The 16,261-nt window shown below is 57.8% G+C and carries 15 protein-coding genes; 2 read left to right on the top strand and 13 right to left on the bottom strand.

What is annotated here, in order from left to right:
- The first annotated feature begins 4 nt into the window (after positions 1 to 4).
- Positions 5 to 109: an IS3 family transposase gene (locus AB1411_11570; protein MEW6544237.1), complete on the top strand. Its 105-nt coding sequence runs from the start codon at positions 5 to 7 to the stop codon at positions 107 to 109.
- 87 nt (positions 110 to 196) lie between these two features.
- Here the strand turns inward: AB1411_11570 and AB1411_11575 are convergent, their stop codons facing one another.
- Complete coding sequence (locus tag AB1411_11575; protein ID MEW6544238.1) at positions 197 to 1,942, bottom strand: hypothetical protein; 1,746 nt, start codon at positions 1,940 to 1,942, stop codon at positions 197 to 199.
- A 56-nt stretch (positions 1,943 to 1,998) separates the two neighbouring features.
- Positions 1,999 to 4,503 carry a hypothetical protein gene (locus AB1411_11580; GenBank protein MEW6544239.1) on the bottom strand — a complete coding sequence of 835 codons (2,505 nt, stop codon included), beginning with the start codon at positions 4,501 to 4,503 and terminating at the stop codon, positions 1,999 to 2,001.
- A gap of 403 nt (positions 4,504 to 4,906) precedes the next feature.
- Here AB1411_11580 and AB1411_11585 point away from each other — a divergent pair, with 403 nt between their 5' ends.
- Positions 4,907 to 5,596 carry a hypothetical protein gene (locus tag AB1411_11585; protein MEW6544240.1) on the top strand — a complete coding sequence of 230 codons (690 nt, stop codon included), beginning with the start codon at positions 4,907 to 4,909 and terminating at the stop codon, positions 5,594 to 5,596.
- 268 nt (positions 5,597 to 5,864) lie between these two features.
- Here the strand turns inward: AB1411_11585 and AB1411_11590 are convergent, their stop codons facing one another.
- From AB1411_11590 to AB1411_11640, 11 genes are all read right to left on the bottom strand, one after another.
- Positions 5,865 to 6,206: a hypothetical protein gene (locus AB1411_11590; GenBank protein ID MEW6544241.1), complete on the bottom strand. Its 342-nt coding sequence runs from the start codon at positions 6,204 to 6,206 to the stop codon at positions 5,865 to 5,867.
- Positions 6,194 to 7,987, bottom strand: a complete 1,794-nt coding sequence (locus tag AB1411_11595) for a radical SAM protein (protein MEW6544242.1) — start codon at positions 7,985 to 7,987, stop codon at positions 6,194 to 6,196. The genes AB1411_11590 and AB1411_11595 overlap by 13 nt, the downstream gene beginning before the upstream one ends.
- Before the next feature lie 33 nt (positions 7,988 to 8,020).
- Positions 8,021 to 8,767, bottom strand: a complete 747-nt coding sequence (locus tag AB1411_11600) for a glycosyltransferase family 2 protein (GenBank protein MEW6544243.1) — start codon at positions 8,765 to 8,767, stop codon at positions 8,021 to 8,023.
- Between the two features lie 12 nt (positions 8,768 to 8,779).
- Complete coding sequence (locus AB1411_11605) at positions 8,780 to 9,844, bottom strand: transketolase C-terminal domain-containing protein (protein ID MEW6544244.1); 1,065 nt, start codon at positions 9,842 to 9,844, stop codon at positions 8,780 to 8,782.
- On the bottom strand, positions 9,841 to 10,809 hold the full coding sequence (locus AB1411_11610; protein ID MEW6544245.1) for a thiamine pyrophosphate-dependent dehydrogenase E1 component subunit alpha: 969 nt from the start codon (positions 10,807 to 10,809) through the stop codon (positions 9,841 to 9,843). Before AB1411_11610 ends, AB1411_11605 begins: the two co-directional genes overlap by 4 nt.
- 26 nt (positions 10,810 to 10,835) lie before the next feature.
- Positions 10,836 to 11,936, bottom strand: coding sequence for a radical SAM protein (locus AB1411_11615; GenBank protein MEW6544246.1), 1,101 nt, complete (start codon positions 11,934 to 11,936; stop codon positions 10,836 to 10,838).
- Positions 11,937 to 12,058: 122 nt separating this feature from the next.
- The gene (locus AB1411_11620) at positions 12,059 to 12,583 is read right to left on the bottom strand and encodes a hypothetical protein (protein MEW6544247.1); all 525 of its coding nucleotides are present in this window, start codon (positions 12,581 to 12,583) and stop codon (positions 12,059 to 12,061) included.
- Positions 12,583 to 13,074: a hypothetical protein gene (locus tag AB1411_11625; protein ID MEW6544248.1), complete on the bottom strand. Its 492-nt coding sequence runs from the start codon at positions 13,072 to 13,074 to the stop codon at positions 12,583 to 12,585. The genes AB1411_11620 and AB1411_11625 overlap by 1 nt, the downstream gene beginning before the upstream one ends.
- Positions 13,075 to 13,109: 35 nt before the next feature.
- A complete protein-coding gene (locus AB1411_11630) occupies positions 13,110 to 14,126 on the bottom strand; it encodes a lysylphosphatidylglycerol synthase transmembrane domain-containing protein (protein ID MEW6544249.1) in 1,017 nt (338 codons plus the stop codon).
- The gene (locus AB1411_11635; GenBank protein ID MEW6544250.1) at positions 14,123 to 14,689 is read right to left on the bottom strand and encodes an SIS domain-containing protein; all 567 of its coding nucleotides are present in this window, start codon (positions 14,687 to 14,689) and stop codon (positions 14,123 to 14,125) included. The genes AB1411_11630 and AB1411_11635 overlap by 4 nt, the downstream gene beginning before the upstream one ends.
- Positions 14,690 to 14,720: 31 nt before the next feature.
- Positions 14,721 to 16,256 carry a PfkB family carbohydrate kinase gene (locus AB1411_11640; protein MEW6544251.1) on the bottom strand — a complete coding sequence of 512 codons (1,536 nt, stop codon included), beginning with the start codon at positions 16,254 to 16,256 and terminating at the stop codon, positions 14,721 to 14,723.
- Positions 16,257 to 16,261 lie beyond the last annotated feature (5 nt).

Genomic DNA, 16,261 nt, shown 5'->3' on the forward strand with positions numbered 1-16,261 from the left:
CATTATTCGGGACTGGGTCCACTGGTACAACCACGGGCGGCCGCATCAGGCCCTCGGGTACCGGAGTCCCGTCCAATATCGCGCCCAACAATCACCCCAGGTGGCTTGATTCATGGGGAGCGCTACACTGACAAGCAAAGAGATTCGGAACGGGCAATGTGCCAGAGTCAAGAGAGAAAGGAACCGCCGGAACGGTTCACCGCAGAGCCGAGCAGGACACGACGTGTGACAGGGCTAGGACATATCGCCCGTGCACCAGCCGAGGACGAGGTGGAATCTGCTGTACATCCAACTTGGTCAGCACTGCCTGGGACACGGTTTGGATCTCTCGGTTCGACCGCGAAACGAGGATTGGCACAAATTGAAACTCACTCCTCTGCCAAAGCCACAATAAATCCTTAGCCAAAGTCTCGGATGAATCGAACGAAAGAATCAGCGCATCGGACAGGAATTCATGAATTGGGTGGATCTGCGGATAACCTGGGACGTAAGTCGGGTTTATAAAGTCGGTGAAGCCTTGTGTAGTGAAAATCACCCGGTCGCAGTCAGCCACCTCCTTCAATGCCTTCGCAAGGGATAGATCTTCGGAAGTTAACCCGGTCGTACGAGGAGGAATATCCAACTTGCCAACCGAAGCCCAGATGGATCCACTCCAGAGCAGGGCCACAGTGGCAAGCAGCAACACCATCACGCCCTTGGGAAGAGAGGTCGTGCGAAAGACGCTTAGACTCGGCCATCGAGGGCGGAGCAACAGATCCATACACCACACCGTTAGGCCACCCACGAGAAGTGAAATCAGAGGAGCAAACTGACGTCCCTGATAAAACATTCCCCCAGCGGTCACCAAGACAAGCGAAAAAGTACAGCCCGCGATGCTCAAGAGGAACAGGTATCGTAGAAACGCCTTCGCTTCTCGGCTGTTTCCTCGAACGTAGAGCCATCCCAGAAGAAATAAAACCGGTCCTAGCACGATCTTGAGAACAACTGACCGCCCAACCATGGACACCATTTCTCCCCACATCACCAGGATCCGACGCTGGGGCTGAGCAATGCTTCCCCCAAGAAAAGTGTCCATAATATCTCGATACGCATCGTGAGCGCCGAGATACCAAATGTTCTGCATCAACTGGCATGTGAAAGCGAGCGCAGGTGCTGAGACCATGCTGACCCATCGGCCGAGTCGAACACCCCTTCCTGTCATCAGGTCGAGCCCAACCATCCAAATCAGAAGGAACAGGACGGAATCGTATGAAGAGAGGGCCAGTGAGAACCAGATTATCCACGCCAACCCCATGTAGACTTTGTGCTGAGTGGGGGTCTCGACTTGTAACTCTTTCAAGGTGATCCACATGAACAAGAATCGTAAGAAGTCGTCGAGAGGCTGGTTGGCCAGGGAATCAGCGTATTCCAGAAACATTGACGAGGTCAGATAGTAAATCGCCGCGAACCACCCAATCGCTGGAGAAAGGATTCGGGAAAAAACCAAGTACATCAGCCACACCGCGACTAATGAGATAGTCAGCGATACAGCCCTGAATGCAGCAGCCTGGTCCCATCCTGCCTTCATGACTGCGGCAAAAGGGAAAAGGTAACCAGATGGATAGTGCGTGTAGTGAAGGCGCGGCCCAACATTAGGGCTTGAGGCTGGTGAGGTTCCATGTGCATGATGTCTGAGCGGTGGCTCCTCAAGAAACCGAGTGGCTACGGAATAGCCTTGCGGGAGAAACAAACCATAGTGCGCCCATACGCCGTCCTTCTGCCAATGTCGTATCGTCAGAAGCGTCTGGGCGTCTCCGAACATCCAGCCGCTCCATCGTTCTTCCTGAACAGCCCTGAGTAAAAGAACTCCTCCCACGATGAATAAAACAATAATAAGGACAAGCCCCCAACACTTTCGACGGTCCGAAGGTGCCACCTGCTCTGTCAAAAGTGCATGTGGCACAACAACTCCTTGGACTGGATCCTCTGCTATGCCCGCCGCCAAGGAAGGAATAGACATTAGGCCACCTGTCTGCCAATCCTCACGCGTTGTAAGGTGAACCGTCCCGCGGCCCAGGTAACAAGCGCCACGAGCACCAGACCTCCCAGAAGCCACTTTGAGAGTCCAAATAACAGCCAAAATACCTCGGGTTCGTATACATACTCGACCGACTGATTTCCCACACCGATTGCCACCCCTCGAAGTGTTGTATAGGTTCGCAAGAGTGGCTTTTCTACACCATCGACATACACCTTCCAACCTGGATAATAGCTATCCCCCAGCGTAAGAATGCCTCCTGAACTACCTTCGACCTTAATACTGACCCGATCCGCTCCTCGAAGGACTTGGATGCTTGGGCTCACCCCTTCAGCCTCTAATGCGCTGTGATCCTGGACTCTGCTGCAAATTGGCGAAGCTGCATCATCGCTGGCCACGAGAACAGCATGGGTTCTTAAGTCACGCAAACCCGAGCGATGGATATAGCGTAGGGCCTCTGTATCATTGATGAAACAGCGAACATCGGATGAGACAAATGCAGGACCGACTTCCTCTTGTGCAGCAAACAATGTCTTTCTGACTCCATCAAGCTGAAGAATTGGTAGATAGCCGGGCATAAGGCTACTTTGGTAGGCGAGCACGTACCTCACATCCAGGAGGCCTAAGGCTTCAAAGTTCGTCCGATTGGTCCCACGCACTTGAACAATGCTTTCAAATGGACCGGCCTCACTTCCATTGACTCCAATTTCAATAAAACGGCCATACCAAACTGGATGAAATAGGCTATATCCGGATGGCGTCCTTATTCCGCTTAGAGGAAGCATGGCGCTTTCCACCTCTGCAGTCCATGGGATGTTCGGCATCTCCCGAGTAAAGTCCACAACCCGTGCGTCTGACTCATTTAGGCGCTTGACGGCCACCAGGTCATCAGGAATTGCGTAACGCTGCGCATAGGTCATGGTTACATCGGGATTGGGCCCGCCCCTTGCGGGCAAAACGCCAGGCCGATAGCTATGCACTGAAGTGGTCAGCGAAACGGAGAGCACGAAGAGCCATACATACAAGATTGGCCTTGCAGGCCAGCCTGCCCTATACGAAGGGCGGGTCGCCTGCAGATATACCAGCCCGATCAGTGTGAGTGTGGCCAATGCGTACAGGAGCAAGTAGGTAAACATCGCGTAATCTTGAGGATGTATGACGGGCGGAACCTGCTTCATACGAAATACCGATACGGCAATCTGCGCGCACGCCAGCATACCGACGAGAAAGACGGCCCATCCCGCACGGGTTCGCCGCCCTTCAGAAAGCTCTGCAACCGACGGATGCAAGATTGCCCTATCCGCCATCCAGGAGAACAGCGTCAGGAGCGGGAAAAACGTAAAGACTCCAACCCGCTCGGCTGTCCAGCCACCAAGGAAAGGAATCGACTGCTTGGCGAAATTGATTTCATCGGAGAACAATTCCAACAGGAAGAAAACCACGGTCACCATCCAGGAAAAGGTGATAATTCTTTTTATCCGTCCCGCCTCACTGTTCAAGCGAGGGCCGAGAACGCTCCAGACGGCTACCGTCAGCACGACGACCGGATAGACGCCGTACTGATTATGACCAATAGCGATCCTGGACATTGTGTCTCTCATACGTGCAAGAAGGTGTGAAGAAGTAAAGGCCTCATGATGAAAAAAATAGTCTCCAAGATAACGCTGAGAAATCCTTGTCGCTTCGGCCAAAGACCAAAAGAAGGGCGAGTAGAGTATGAATCCCAGACCGACTGCGAGAAAGATTCCGAGGACTGATCGGACTGACGCAAAGACAAACGCAGTGTACGCTATCAATAAGAAACCAACGGTGATTAAGGTGGACGGAGAGCTGTTCAATGCATAGACGTAGAACAGCAGTGCGAGCGCTATGACCCGCAGCAACAGTTTTCGGAATAGAAGATGTCCTGCGATCGATTGATCGATGGCGTGCGCCATGGCCAAGAGTGCTGGGAACCAGGCAGCCCCCATCGGCATATCCTGAACGCCAGACCCACTTGCCATCCAATAGGCGGTCGCTGCAAATGTGCCGGCCCCGACAGCGGATCCTTCAAAGGAAAGCGATAGCGCCACCCTAAGATAGATCCACATGGAAACGGTCGCCACACCATACAGTATTACGTTCTCCAGGAAGTCAATCCCGAACGGAGACAACTGAAAGTATCGTGCACAAAGAACATGCAACGCATAAGGGCTGCTGACCAGGCTAGCAAACCAAGGCGACCCACTGAGTATATCTTCCCGCCAAAGGGGGCCGGGCAGAGAAAATTCCCCCAGGCGAGAAAACAGATATTTGCTGGTCAAATTGAGGTGATAGCGTTCCCCCCAGAACTGGTAGCTGTCCGAGCCAAAAAGAATAAAAAAACCGAACAGGACGGTTGGCGCCACCAGCCACATCAGCAGATTGCAGGTCATGCGTCGGCGCAGGATGGTCTCGCTGGTGCTGGATTCTGCAGCTTGTTCAGTGGATGCCGATAGATCGCTCATGAGGGTCAAACAAAATAATTCGGTTGATAGATGATCGCTGCTTCTCTGATTCTACAAGGCGAACGAGCCACTTTTACGCTACTGAATCGCATGCATGAGATACGTGCATGCGAAATCACCCTGTTGCCAAGCTCCCGTCTATCGGTTCGGTCGGCGGCGCCGACAGTGCAGCCGCTGCAAACGGACGTGGCGGCCTCGCCGACGGAAGCGCGGACGTCCTCGACTCCGGCTCGCTTCTGGGTTGCTCGATGTGGTCCTGCGCGAGCACCACTCCCTCCGATCCCTGGCACGGCCACGTTATGGGATTACCCCGCAAGCGCTGAGCTATCGGTTCCGCCGGCTCCTGCACGCCGAAACCTGCGCCACACGGACGCCCAGCCCTGTGCCAGGTGCGCTCGTCTTGTTGACCGATGGGCTGTGGTTCCGCTTTCAGCGGCAGCCGTGGGTGCTGTATCTCCTGGCGATCAAACCCGGCCGGCAGAATCGAGCGATCTTTTTGGATCCCGTCCTGCTGCCCGGTCGCGAGGAGGTCCGCCACTGGCGACGGGTCTTTCGCACGATGCCACCCGCCCTGACCCGGCGCATTCGCGCGGTGGTCTGCGACAATCTCCGGGGGATGAAGCGCCTGGTCCGCCGACAAGGCTGGGGCCTACGATTGTGTCACCTCCACTTAATCAGCCAGCTGCAAGCTCGGCGGGGGCGTCGCAAACCCGCCCTGCCTGGAACGACGACGCGGGAATTGGCCTATCGACTCGTGTGGCAAGCGCTGGAGCTTCCCGATGGCCCTCGCCTCGTGCACGTGCTGCAGCGACTCCGTCGCTGGCAGAGCCGGCCCTGTCCCTCCCGTCGGCTGCGGATGGTGGTCCGCGAGTTTCTCAGGGAACGGGACAGCTTCCGGGCCTACCGGCTGTACCCAGACCTGGAGCTGCCCGCCACCACGAATGCAGTCGAAGCCATGGGGCGGCTGATCCGCGACCTGGCGCGCCAGGCACGCAACTTCCGTTCGCCACAGGCGCTTCAGCAGTGGGCCGTGGCTTTTGTTCGTCGAAGACCAGCAATCACGTGTAACGGCAAACACCGTCAACCGAATTAATTTGTTTGTCCCGCTCATGACGAACGAGGCTCGTCGATTACCGAGAGATATGGGGACGTGAACGGTCGTGACTTGGCTGCCCGAAGAATCAACAAATCATCCTGATTGCTCTGGACGAAGGCGTACGGGGTCTAAATGGATTGCGAACCCAACCCTTTTATGAGGGCAGGCTCTTCATCAAAGCAGATTCTTCTCGTCACGGCGAGAGGGTGCGTATCCTGGAACCAAGGGGGGAGACAGCAAGGGAGAGACTCGGACTGCGTGGAGTTTACTTCAGGCATCCGTTCCGAGCTAACTCCTGGACCAGTTCATTGATCAGCTCCCGGTTTTGCTCGAGGAGATTACGGATTTCCTCATTGGAATAAATATCGACCTCCTCGGCCGACTGAAGATGGGACCCGATGAGGTATCGCCTTTCTTCCTCTGGCAGATTCTCCAATCGGGCTATGAACCGGGCAAGAAATTCATCCCACGTTGGTGGCTTGGCCTGGCCACGGAACGAGATCGTGTCTATTACCCTTTTGCGTCGGCATTCGCAGACGAAGAGCAACGCCAGGAGCTCCCTAGACGTCAAGCGATCGGCTAGGAATTCCTCTCTCAGCTCTGCCATGGGCCTCCAAGAACTTCGCTGGGAGGCTGGCTGAGCCCCTTGCGCATCTGGTAGAACTTTTCGCCCTCCTCGCGGGAGTGCTTGAGGAGCTCCGAGAAGAAGCTCTCCCTAATCGTCCGCAGGATATGACGGGCCGAGTACTTCATCGGGTAGATCTTGGTCCCTATCAGATAGGCTTTGGCCAGGTAGTACATGATGAAGTAGAGCTTCGTCCAGCGCCGCTTGATCAGGTGGTTGACGACGAGGTTACGCCAGGACGGGAAGACCAGCAGGACGAGGCCAAGCAGCGAGAGGTTGACCTGCTCCAATTTCTCCTGCGGGGTGAAGCAGGTGAAGGGCGACTCGGTCTGGTAGTTCTGGTGGAGCTTCTCGAAGTCCCCATCGAAGGCCCCGACGTCGATGGTGTATTGGGACACCGGCGTGCCCGGATAGGGATGCAGCTCGGGAAACTCGCCGAACACCACCCCGTTCTGGATGTTGATGTCGACGGACTCGATGTCGTAGTCGAGCACCCGATGCCGCAGGCCCAGGCCTTCGAGGTACTCCACGACCTTCTTGCGGGCCGCCGCGTCCAGCGGGCCGTTCAGATACACCTCGTTCCGGAGCGCTGCGAGGTTCATCCGGTGGTAGGACTCCAGGTGCATGCAGAGGTCGTTCGCCTTCCGCTCGAAATCGGGCGCGGCCGGGTCCGGAATGGTCGGCACCGGCACGGCCAGGATCGTGTTCGAGAAGGTGTGGATGTCGTGCTTGTGGCAGAGCTCGAAGGCGAACCGGATGTCCTCGGCGTCCATCCCGCGCTTGAAGATCTGCTCCCGAATGAAGGGGTTCCCTGACTCAATGGACATGCTGATGGACTTGATCCCAGCCTTCTTGAGGTAAGTCAGGATATCCGGATCGCGGCGAACCAGGTCGGAACGGACCAAGCAGTGGAATGGCAGCCCAATCGCTCTGGGATATTTGTCCGCGAACTCGATCAGCCACTCATCCGTGCGGAACACGAAGACGTCGTCATAGAACTTGATGAACTGGGTCCGATGCCGCCGGATCATATCCTCCAGCTCGGCGATGAGCCGGTCCACGCTATAGCGGTTCAGCATTTTCCCCTTGCCCTTGTACATGGCGTTGTACTTGGCGTTGAAACAATAGGTGCACGGGAAGGGGCAGCCTCGCCCGGCCATCAGGCTGCGCATGCCGAAGTCTTTGAGACGAGTCTTCGCATATACGACGTCGCGATCCAGGTAGGGGAGATCGTCCAGCGCCATGTTCCGCTCCCGTAGCACGACGCTGCCGTCCGGCTTGCGGTTGGTCCGTGTCACGACGTTTGGAATCTCATCGAGGCTGCCTTCCGTGGAGAGCACTCGTAGGATCGAAGGCCAGGCGTCGTCCCCTTCCCCAACCACCAGTGCGTCCAACTGGGTGTCCTCGACCACCCGCGGCATGGCGGGGCCGGCAAACGTCAGCGGGAGCTTCAAGTGCTCTCCATGGAGCTGCATGCGCATCGAGTTAAAGGTCGGGTGGGGGCCACCCATTACGGTGAAGATCCGGTCCTTATAGGTCGCCTTGATGGTCCGGTTGGCACGGAACATCACGTTGCTCTCGCCGGTCTTGGCACTGTAGGCCACGACATCTGGCCGGATCGAGCGGATCTCTTCCATGAGATTGTTGTGCTCGATTACATTCAGGAATGTCTCGTGTCCTTCCTGCTTAGCGAGCGCGGAAAGGAGCTCGATGTTCATCGGGTCAATGTAGTCTTCCTTGACCATGACGAACATGATTTTCATGACGGGATCCTTTGCTGCTTCATCGCGGCACCGTCAGGCCCGCGATTCGACCCGCCGCACCGAGCCGCGGTACTTGTGACGCTCCGCAACCCGGACCTCCCAAAAGAGTTCGCCGAGCGTTCGTAGCACACTTACGATGTTCTTGAGTTTGAAGGCCTTCGAGCGGCCATGCTGCCTAGCCTGTAGAGACATCGGCACCTCGATGTAGCTGTGACCGGACCGGATCAGGCGAACCAGAATCGCGGCCATGTAGGCAAACCCGTGAGTGCGCATGGGCACGGACAGCAGCAGCGACCGGCGATGGACGCAGGGACCGTTATAATAGCTGAGCCTCAGTCCGAAGAGCAAATTGACCAGCTCCACGAAGGCGGAAGAAATCATCTGGCGGCTTCGGGACCGCACCGCGGGTGTCGAGATGTAGGGCACCACGATGTCCACAGACCCTACCGCCGCCAGGATCGCTTGGATCGCCTCGCCTGGAATCTCGTTGTCGCCTGGAAACATGGTCACGTATTCCATCCTAGCAAGCTCCACGCCTCGTCTGTAGTTGTAACCGAACCCCATGTTTCGTGGGTTGTGGATCACTCGAATGTGCGGGTTCCCAGCCGCCAGCCCGTCGGCGATGGCGCCTGTGCGATCGGTGCTCCCGTCGTCGAAGATGAGCAGTTCGTAGTCGGCGAATCGGTCGCCGATGGCTCCTAGCACCGTCGTTACGGCGGTCGGCAGGCTACCCTCCTCGTTTAGGGCCGGGATGATGATAGAGAGGGTGCGCTCGTTCATGCGCGAGAGCGCCTAGAAGGGACCGGTGAAAGCCTTGTCCGGCACATCCAAGGGGGTCTCGTGCTGAATACCGAGTTGTTCCTCGGTGACCTCCGGCAGCCCCATCATCGTTCGGACCCCGTTCACCACGTGCACGGCGCGCGGGTAGAAGTGCTGCGCAAGGGCCGGTGTGCTGGGCGAGGGCAGATCCGGGAAGGTCACCCGCGCGGGGGGCGCCTTGAGGATTCCATAGATCTGCTCGGCCGCTAACGCCAATACCTCCGCGGCGAAGCCCAGAGACCGCCAAGCGCCGTCCACCACCACCAGCCTTCCGGTCTTGCGAATTGACTCGAAGATCTGGACTTTATCCAAGGGACGCAGGCTGCGTACATCCACCACCTCCGCCTCTATGCCGTCTCTGGCTAGCAGATCGGCCGCGCGCAGCGACTCCAGCACCATGTAGGAAGTGGCTACGATCGTGACGTCCATGCCTTTTCTCGCCGTCCTGGCCTTCCCGATCGGCACCGTATAGCGCCCTTCGGGAACCGGCCCAAAGACGTTGTGGAGCCATCGGTGCTCCAGGTAGATGACGGGATTGTTGTCCTCGACGGCAGCGATCAAGAGCCCCTTGGCGTCGTGGGGCGTCGCGGGCATCACCACCTTGAGCCCGGGTACGTGGGCGAACAGTGCCTGAAGGCTCTGGGAGTGTTGGGGGCCCTGCCCCCAGCCGCGCCCGATGATCATGCGGATGACCAGAGGCATTGCTGCCTGACCGCCGAACATGTAGTGCCAGTTGGCAGCCTGATTGATAATCTGCTCAACCGCCAGAAGCGCAAATTCGATACGCTGGTGCACCATGATCGGTCGCATCCCGACGAGGGCCGAGCCGATGGCCACCCCGGTCATGCCGTTTTCGGACGTGGGCATGTCCATCACCCGCTCCGGCCCGTATTTCTTCGATAGTCCCAGGACCGTGCCGAAGACGCCCTTGGGGTCGGCGGGCACGTGCAGCCCCATCAGGTAGACGGACGGATCACGGGCCAGGCACAGGTCGGTCGCCTCGTTGATCGCCTGGAAGAATTTCAGGTCCCTGGTCATGGCGCGTACAGGTGGTCCTGCAGGAGCTCCGGCTCGGGGAACGGACTCGCCTTCGCGAACGCCACCGCCGCCTCGACCTCCTCGGCGAGGCCAGCCTCGATCCCATTGAGGTCCTGCTGCGTGGCCTGGCCCCGCTGTAAGAGTCTCTGTTTGAGGCTTGTGATCGGGCAGCGGGCCTTCCATTCCTCGAATTCCTGTTCCGATCGATATCCCACGTGGTTGTCGTAATGGGGACCGCAATGCTCCCGCCACCGGTAGGTCTTGAACTCCAGGAACGTCGGTCCGCCTCCCGCCCGGGCTTTCTCCACGGCCACATTGGTCATGGCGTAGACTACCTCGACGTCATTACCATCGCCTAGGTGGCTGTCAAGCCCGTACCCGCGGGCCAGCACATGGATATCCCGCAACGGAGGCTGACGCACATCCAGCGCGGAATAGACGGAGAAGAAGTTGTTCTCGCAGACGAATACGACCGGTAACCGTTTGAGCACGGCAAAGTTGACGGCCTCATGGAAGACCCCTTCCTCCGTCGCCCCATCGCCCAGAAAAACAATGGTCACATGGTGTTCCTTTCGCAGGATGGTCCCGAAGGCCACCCCGACGCCGATCGGGATGGTGCTGCCCACGATCGGCACGGCGCCGAGGAACCCGACGGACCGGTCGATCAGATGCATCGAGCCGCCCTTGCCCCCGCAGCAGCCGGTCACCCGTCCATAGAGTTCTGCCAACATGGCCTTGAGGTTACCCCCCTTGGCCAGGTAGTGGGCGTGGGAGCGGTGGGTGCTGACGGCATAGTCCTCGGGCTCCAGGGCGGCACAGGCTCCGACCGCCACCGCCTCTTGCCCGACACTGAGGTGGACCGGGCAGCGCATCTGCTGTTCCGGATAGAGCTCGGCAATCTTCTCCTCGACCAGACGGATCCGCACCATACGGAGATAGAGATCGCGCAGGGCAACGGAAGCCATAGGGGCGGCATCCTTTCTCGCGGGTATCAGATGAAGTTGACGTGGGCGGGGGGATGAATGAGGTCCCACAGATACCGGTTGACCTCATCCATGCGGCAGTTTTGCCGGCATTCCGAGATGTTCAACTCGTGGCGGACATGCTGGAAGCTCCGCCGTCTCGCCTCCCCTTCCCAAATCTCGGAAAAGGACCGCTCATTGAGGTTCCCGTAGCAGAACCGGGCATCCTCTAGGTAGGCGCTGCATCCGTAGACGTCACCGCTGGCCATGACGTAGGCCCAAAAGAACGGCGTCGCCTGGCAGACCGTGTAATAGCGATCGGTCTCTAGGAGCTTCTCCATCGTCCGCCGGCGGAAGATCACCCGGAATTGATCGGTTTCAAGCGCCGTCAGCTCCTGCTCCGTGGGAAAGAGGCGACTGTAATCGTAGTCCTTGTAACCCTTCTGCATCGTTTCGGTGCTCATCAGGTGCTGGGAGTAGGGTTTGATGACGACATAGTCCGCCCCAATGTCCTTGGCGCGGGAGGCCAACGCGACGGACTCTGCCTCGTTCTCCGGAAGCAGCACCATCTGCACGCCAATGGTGCACTTGTAACGATTGGCGTGCTTCGCCTCGACCGCCTTGGCAAGGTTGCGGAAAACCCTGTCAAAGTCATCCGCCTTCGTTTGGTGCACCTTCGCGTAGGTTTCCCTGGTCCCGGCGTTGACGCTCGCCTTGATCCAGGTCACAGAGCCGAGCGCTTCTTGCACGACCCTTTCGTTCAATGCGACGGCGTTCGTGGTCAGCGCTACGTCGATCCCGACCTTTTGAGTCCGGACGATGATCTCGCCGATATGCTTGTGGAGGAGCGGCTCCCCCTCTCCGGCGTACATGATACTCCGGACGCCCTGCTCGGCCATCTCAGTCACGCGGCGGATCAGAAGATCCTTCTCGATCGTCCTGGCCTTGTAGCCGATATAGTCCACCGCGCAGAAGGTGCAGCGGTGGTTGCAGGCACCGGCAGGGGCGATTTCCACGTACACGGGATAGATGGACTTCGCCTTATCCCACTCGTCACCCGCTGCCTGCCACTGGGCGATCCGGTCCGGGTGGTACATGAGTTTGTGCGAATCTATACGGTAGAGGTCCATTCTCACTTCCCCTTACAAACGCAGAAGAGAGCTAGCAAGATCCCAACACGCTTCCATCTCGTGTAACACGGGAAGAATACTGCGCTTATTATAAAAAGAGCAAGGGAATTCCCTGCCTCCTCCTACCCACCGGGGCCCAAACGCAGGAACCGCTTAAACCACGCGAGGACCGCCGCAACGAAACGGCCTCGCCTAGTGGTCCGGTAATACCCCTTATCCTCAATCAAATACCCAGCATGCACCATCCGCCGCAACCGTCGCTCAATCATCCATTCATAGCCATAGCGCTTGAGAATTTCGTCGAACGCAAGACCGCGAATGGGCTCTGCGTCGAGTTCGATCATCGTTCGCACACCTACCGAACTCTCGGCCATATAAATAAATTGCGCATAGCCCATGAAGATGAAGAAATACAGTAGGCCTCCACACGCGAACGTAATCGAATCAGAGGGAGCCGAAAGAGCTACCGGCCAGACGCCATGATCATCAGGCACCCACGCATAGAACAGAGCATAGACAGGAAGGCCGCACAGCCAGAGGCCAACGAGTGCGCAGGCACGACGATTGACCTTGCTAAAATGGAAGAGCCCGGTCTGAAGGAGGAAATAGAATTCAAAGGTGAGCAAACCCGCCAGAAGCCCCCGCATCAGCCTCCCTCCCCCAACTGCAAGAACCGCTTCACGAAGGCGAACAGCGCAGCCGCTGATCGTCCCTTAGCGGTGTTGCAGTAGCGGCCGTTCTTCTCCACGATCCGTCCGATATCCAGCATTTCCTGGAGCCGTCGTCGAAGGATCGCCTCTGGGGTATACAGCGCACTGATCTCGGATAAACTCAGAAGACGGTTCGGAGCGCGCTCGATCTCAATCATGATCCGCCCCGAGAAGCCTCGATCAACGAGGAAGTAAAACATGGAGTACCCAACAAAGAGGAATACAAACACAATCAAAGCGTTCAGCAGATCAATCGCCCACCCTGCTGTTGTATAGACGGTGGGAAGAAATCCGAGACCGGATGGAGTCGTCCGATGCACGGCAATCAGGATCAAGCCACTGGCCGCAGCGATCCGAACCATGGTCACAAAGCGCCTATGTGGCACCCACATTTGAAAGGCGATTACGTGAAGTGCGAGAAACAGCATGAAAGCCGAGGTTGCCAATATCAAGCCCTTTAGCATCAGGCGCCTTCTCCCCTACTGGCCGAGGTGGACATGCTCGACCATGTCATGGACGGATCCATCAAATAAAACGTCAGTCCTACGACAGTCACTGCAATCCATTGGCTTCCATGCAAAAGGGTGGCATAGGCGGCCGCTAACGTCGGCTCCGTGCCCGCCACCATGACCAGCGCAGCGACGCAGAACCCGTGAAATGTGCCTACAAAACCCGGTGCAGAAGGGACGGCAACGCCGAAGAGAACGATCACGAATACGAGCGTAACTTGGACAGGCGTCAGGCCCAAATGAAATCCCTCGGCCATCACGTAAAACGCGGCAATGGCCACCCCCCAGACCAAAAAGGACAGGGCAAAGACCGCCAGACCCTGCCAGCCGCTTCTGAGTGCACAAAGCCCATCCAGAAACCGATGCATGAGGCCCAAAGCTTTCCTCATCCAAGGCCTGTTGCTGCCCACCCATCGCTCCGCTAACTCGAGCAGTTCCCCCCGATAACACGCTGCAGCCAGCAGTCCAGCGACAACTACCGCAACAAGCATCAAGACGGCAAGCCCGGACTTCTTGAGCAGGTTTGCAGCCCCTCCATCCAGACTAGGCATGGCTGCCAATCCCAGGCCGAATAGCGTTAGTGCGGCGATCACGTCAAACAGCCGCTCAACGACGATGCTAGCCAGGGCAGCAGGCATGGACGTCTGTTCCCGCCGTGTTAGCACCCAAGCCCTGATTACTTCACCGAGCCTGACCGGGAAGAGGCTGTTTGCCATAAATCCGATAAAGGTCGCCGACAGGAGCGATCGCGCGCCAACAGGAGTGGCCACTGCCAGGAGGAATCGCCAGCGTACCGCACGGACGACCAGACTGAGAAGTGAGGCAAGGACACTCAACATGACCCAGGCCACACCAACCCGACTGATCGCGCTGACCATTGAGGACAGATCCACTTGTCGAAATGCGTACCAAAAACAGACGACGCTGATGAGGCTTCCGACGAGGAGGCTGGCGATCTTACTTTTGATCACAGACGCCCGATGATCGAGTCCACGATGCAGTGACAGAGGGCAAGGTGAGTGATCTCGACAAACCCATAGGATGACGAGGGGGCGTAGAAATTCAGGTGTCCAATAGAGCGGAGTGGATTTTCCGGCTTGAATCCTGACATGGTTATTAGATTGCACCCCTTGGCGAGTCCAGCCTTACCTCCTTTTAGAATGTTTTCCGACCCACCTGAACTGCTGATCGCGATCAGCACGTCTCCCGAATCTGCGAACATCTCGATCGGTTTCTCGAAAACTTGCGGATAGCCATAGTCATTGCTGATGCATGTGAGGAGCGAGCTATCATTGAATGCGATCGCGCGCATACCTCCGTTCTTCCAGTAATCCACCGCCTGATGCGAGGCAATGGCGGCGCTCCCCCCATTGCCAATGAAAATAACCTTACCTCCGGCTCTAGTAGAGTTTACGATGATTGCGATTGCTTTTTCGATTCCCGCAGCCAGAGCCAGTGAACGGCCGTCCTCGCCTGTTGCTTCAACACACCGAAGCACCTGAGCCAGTTCGTCGAAATAGCCGACGGGATTCATTGTCGCTTCCTTCCCTCCAGTTCTCGCCGCCTTACTTCAGCAGCGCCGTGATGAACTTGTAGAGTGGCACAGGTTCTACGGCCGAACGGTTGCCGACGATTCTGACCGCCAACGCACCCACCGCGTTGCCAATGAACGCTACCAAGTCCATCGGTAGCCCCGCTGCCACGCAGGGTGCCGCGACCGACAGGTAGGCGTCGCCCGCGCCCACTCGGTCCACGACTTTGCTCGAAAAGACGGGAATTTGGTAGAAGCCTTCCTCGACGGCATAGGCCATGGATCCATGATGGCCCCGCGTGACCACGATCCGCCGGCTGTCGAGCTTGCTCGCGACTCCGGCAATCAACCCTCGGAGATCTCCCGTGCGGTCATGGCAAGCCAGCCGCATCTCAGGCTCGTCGATACAGATAAAATCGGCCCGCGGATACTTGGTGATCAGATTGAAACCCGTGTTGGCGCTGTTGGTCTGAGTGTTGACGGCCAGAAATCGAGCGCCGCTGCACAGCACACTGATGATCTCGCTCCCCATCAGGCCGTGACCGTAGTCGGCCACTAAGACGAGATCGTAGTTGCCCAGGACCGACTTGAGGTAGTCGCAGATCTCGTCCTCGATCCGCGATGGGAGCGCGCCGTCGTCGAGGAAGCAGACCTCAAACATCTTGGAGAGGAAGGCCTGGTCTACGTAGCGCCGCTTCACGATCGTGGAGGCGTCGTCACGGTGGAAGAACTGCGGCACGACGTTCGGCTTGAGGTGCGAGCGGACGAACTCCTCGCGTGACTCCCTGGAACCCAAGCAGGTGACCAGATGGACTTCTTCGCAGAAACCCGCCAGATGGTTCGCGCAGGCCAGGATGCCGCCCGCGAAGACCTCCTCCCGCAGGTAGCGAGTCGTGACCAGCAGTTCCTTCGGTGATTTGCCCATCGCCTGGCAGTAATGGTACTCGTCAATGATCGTCTCGCCGATGAGGAGCACCTTGAGCTTACGGAGGCTGTCGAGTTTCCGGATCGCATCCTCGGCGGAGTAGCGGTGCCGGAACTCCTTGAGGAAAGCCTGGGCTTCGTCCGGATAGACGTCGAAATGGCTGTTCAACAGCTCCGTCGAACTGAACGTGATCTCGTTGGTGAAGTGAATGCGCCCCCCTGATGCCTTGACCGCCGCCTCCTCCTGGTTGATCCCGCCCGTCAGGTCACGCTCCGGGTCGGCGTATTCACCACCCTTGACGTAGACCTGCGGCTTGAGCAACTCAATCGTCTCGACGGCAGTCGGCCACCGGTTGATTGCCACGTAGTCTATGGCGTGCAACGCTGCGACCGATTCCGCCCGCAACCGCTGGTTGAAGGCCGGCCGCCCGGGCCCCTTGTTCACGTACTCGTCGCGCGTGACCGTGACGACCAATACATCACCTTCCTTCTTTGCGGCCTCGAAGTGCCGGATGTGGCCGGGATGGAGCAGGTCGAACACCCCGTGGCAGTGAACGATGATCTTGCCCTGCCGACGGAGGTGCTCAAGGATCCCCGCCAGCTCATCAAGATCCTTAACCTTGTTCGCTGCATTGATGCCTTTCATGGGCT

The organism is Nitrospirota bacterium (assembly GCA_040757595.1).
Lineage (GTDB): Bacteria > Nitrospirota > Nitrospiria > Nitrospirales > Nitrospiraceae > JBFLWP01.

Coding starts and splice junctions, on each gene's coding strand:
- AB1411_11605 (MEW6544244.1), bottom strand. CDS start 9,844: ATGACCAGGGACCTGAAATTCTTCCAGGCGATCAACGAGGCGACCGAC.
- AB1411_11580 (MEW6544239.1), bottom strand. CDS start 4,503: ATGAGCGATCTATCGGCATCCACTGAACAAGCTGCAGAATCCAGCACC.
- AB1411_11620 (MEW6544247.1), bottom strand. CDS start 12,583: ATGCGGGGGCTTCTGGCGGGTTTGCTCACCTTTGAATTCTATTTCCTC.
- AB1411_11635 (MEW6544250.1), bottom strand. CDS start 14,689: ATGAATCCCGTCGGCTATTTCGACGAACTGGCTCAGGTGCTTCGGTGT.
- AB1411_11600 (MEW6544243.1), bottom strand. CDS start 8,767: ATGAACGAGCGCACCCTCTCTATCATCATCCCGGCCCTAAACGAGGAG.
- AB1411_11615 (MEW6544246.1), bottom strand. CDS start 11,936: ATGGACCTCTACCGTATAGATTCGCACAAACTCATGTACCACCCGGAC.
- AB1411_11590 (MEW6544241.1), bottom strand. CDS start 6,206: ATGGCAGAGCTGAGAGAGGAATTCCTAGCCGATCGCTTGACGTCTAGG.
- AB1411_11625 (MEW6544248.1), bottom strand. CDS start 13,074: ATGCTGTTTCTCGCACTTCACGTAATCGCCTTTCAAATGTGGGTGCCA.
- AB1411_11610 (MEW6544245.1), bottom strand. CDS start 10,809: ATGGCTTCCGTTGCCCTGCGCGATCTCTATCTCCGTATGGTGCGGATC.
- AB1411_11595 (MEW6544242.1), bottom strand. CDS start 7,987: ATGAAAATCATGTTCGTCATGGTCAAGGAAGACTACATTGACCCGATG.
- AB1411_11640 (MEW6544251.1), bottom strand. CDS start 16,256: ATGAAAGGCATCAATGCAGCGAACAAGGTTAAGGATCTTGATGAGCTG.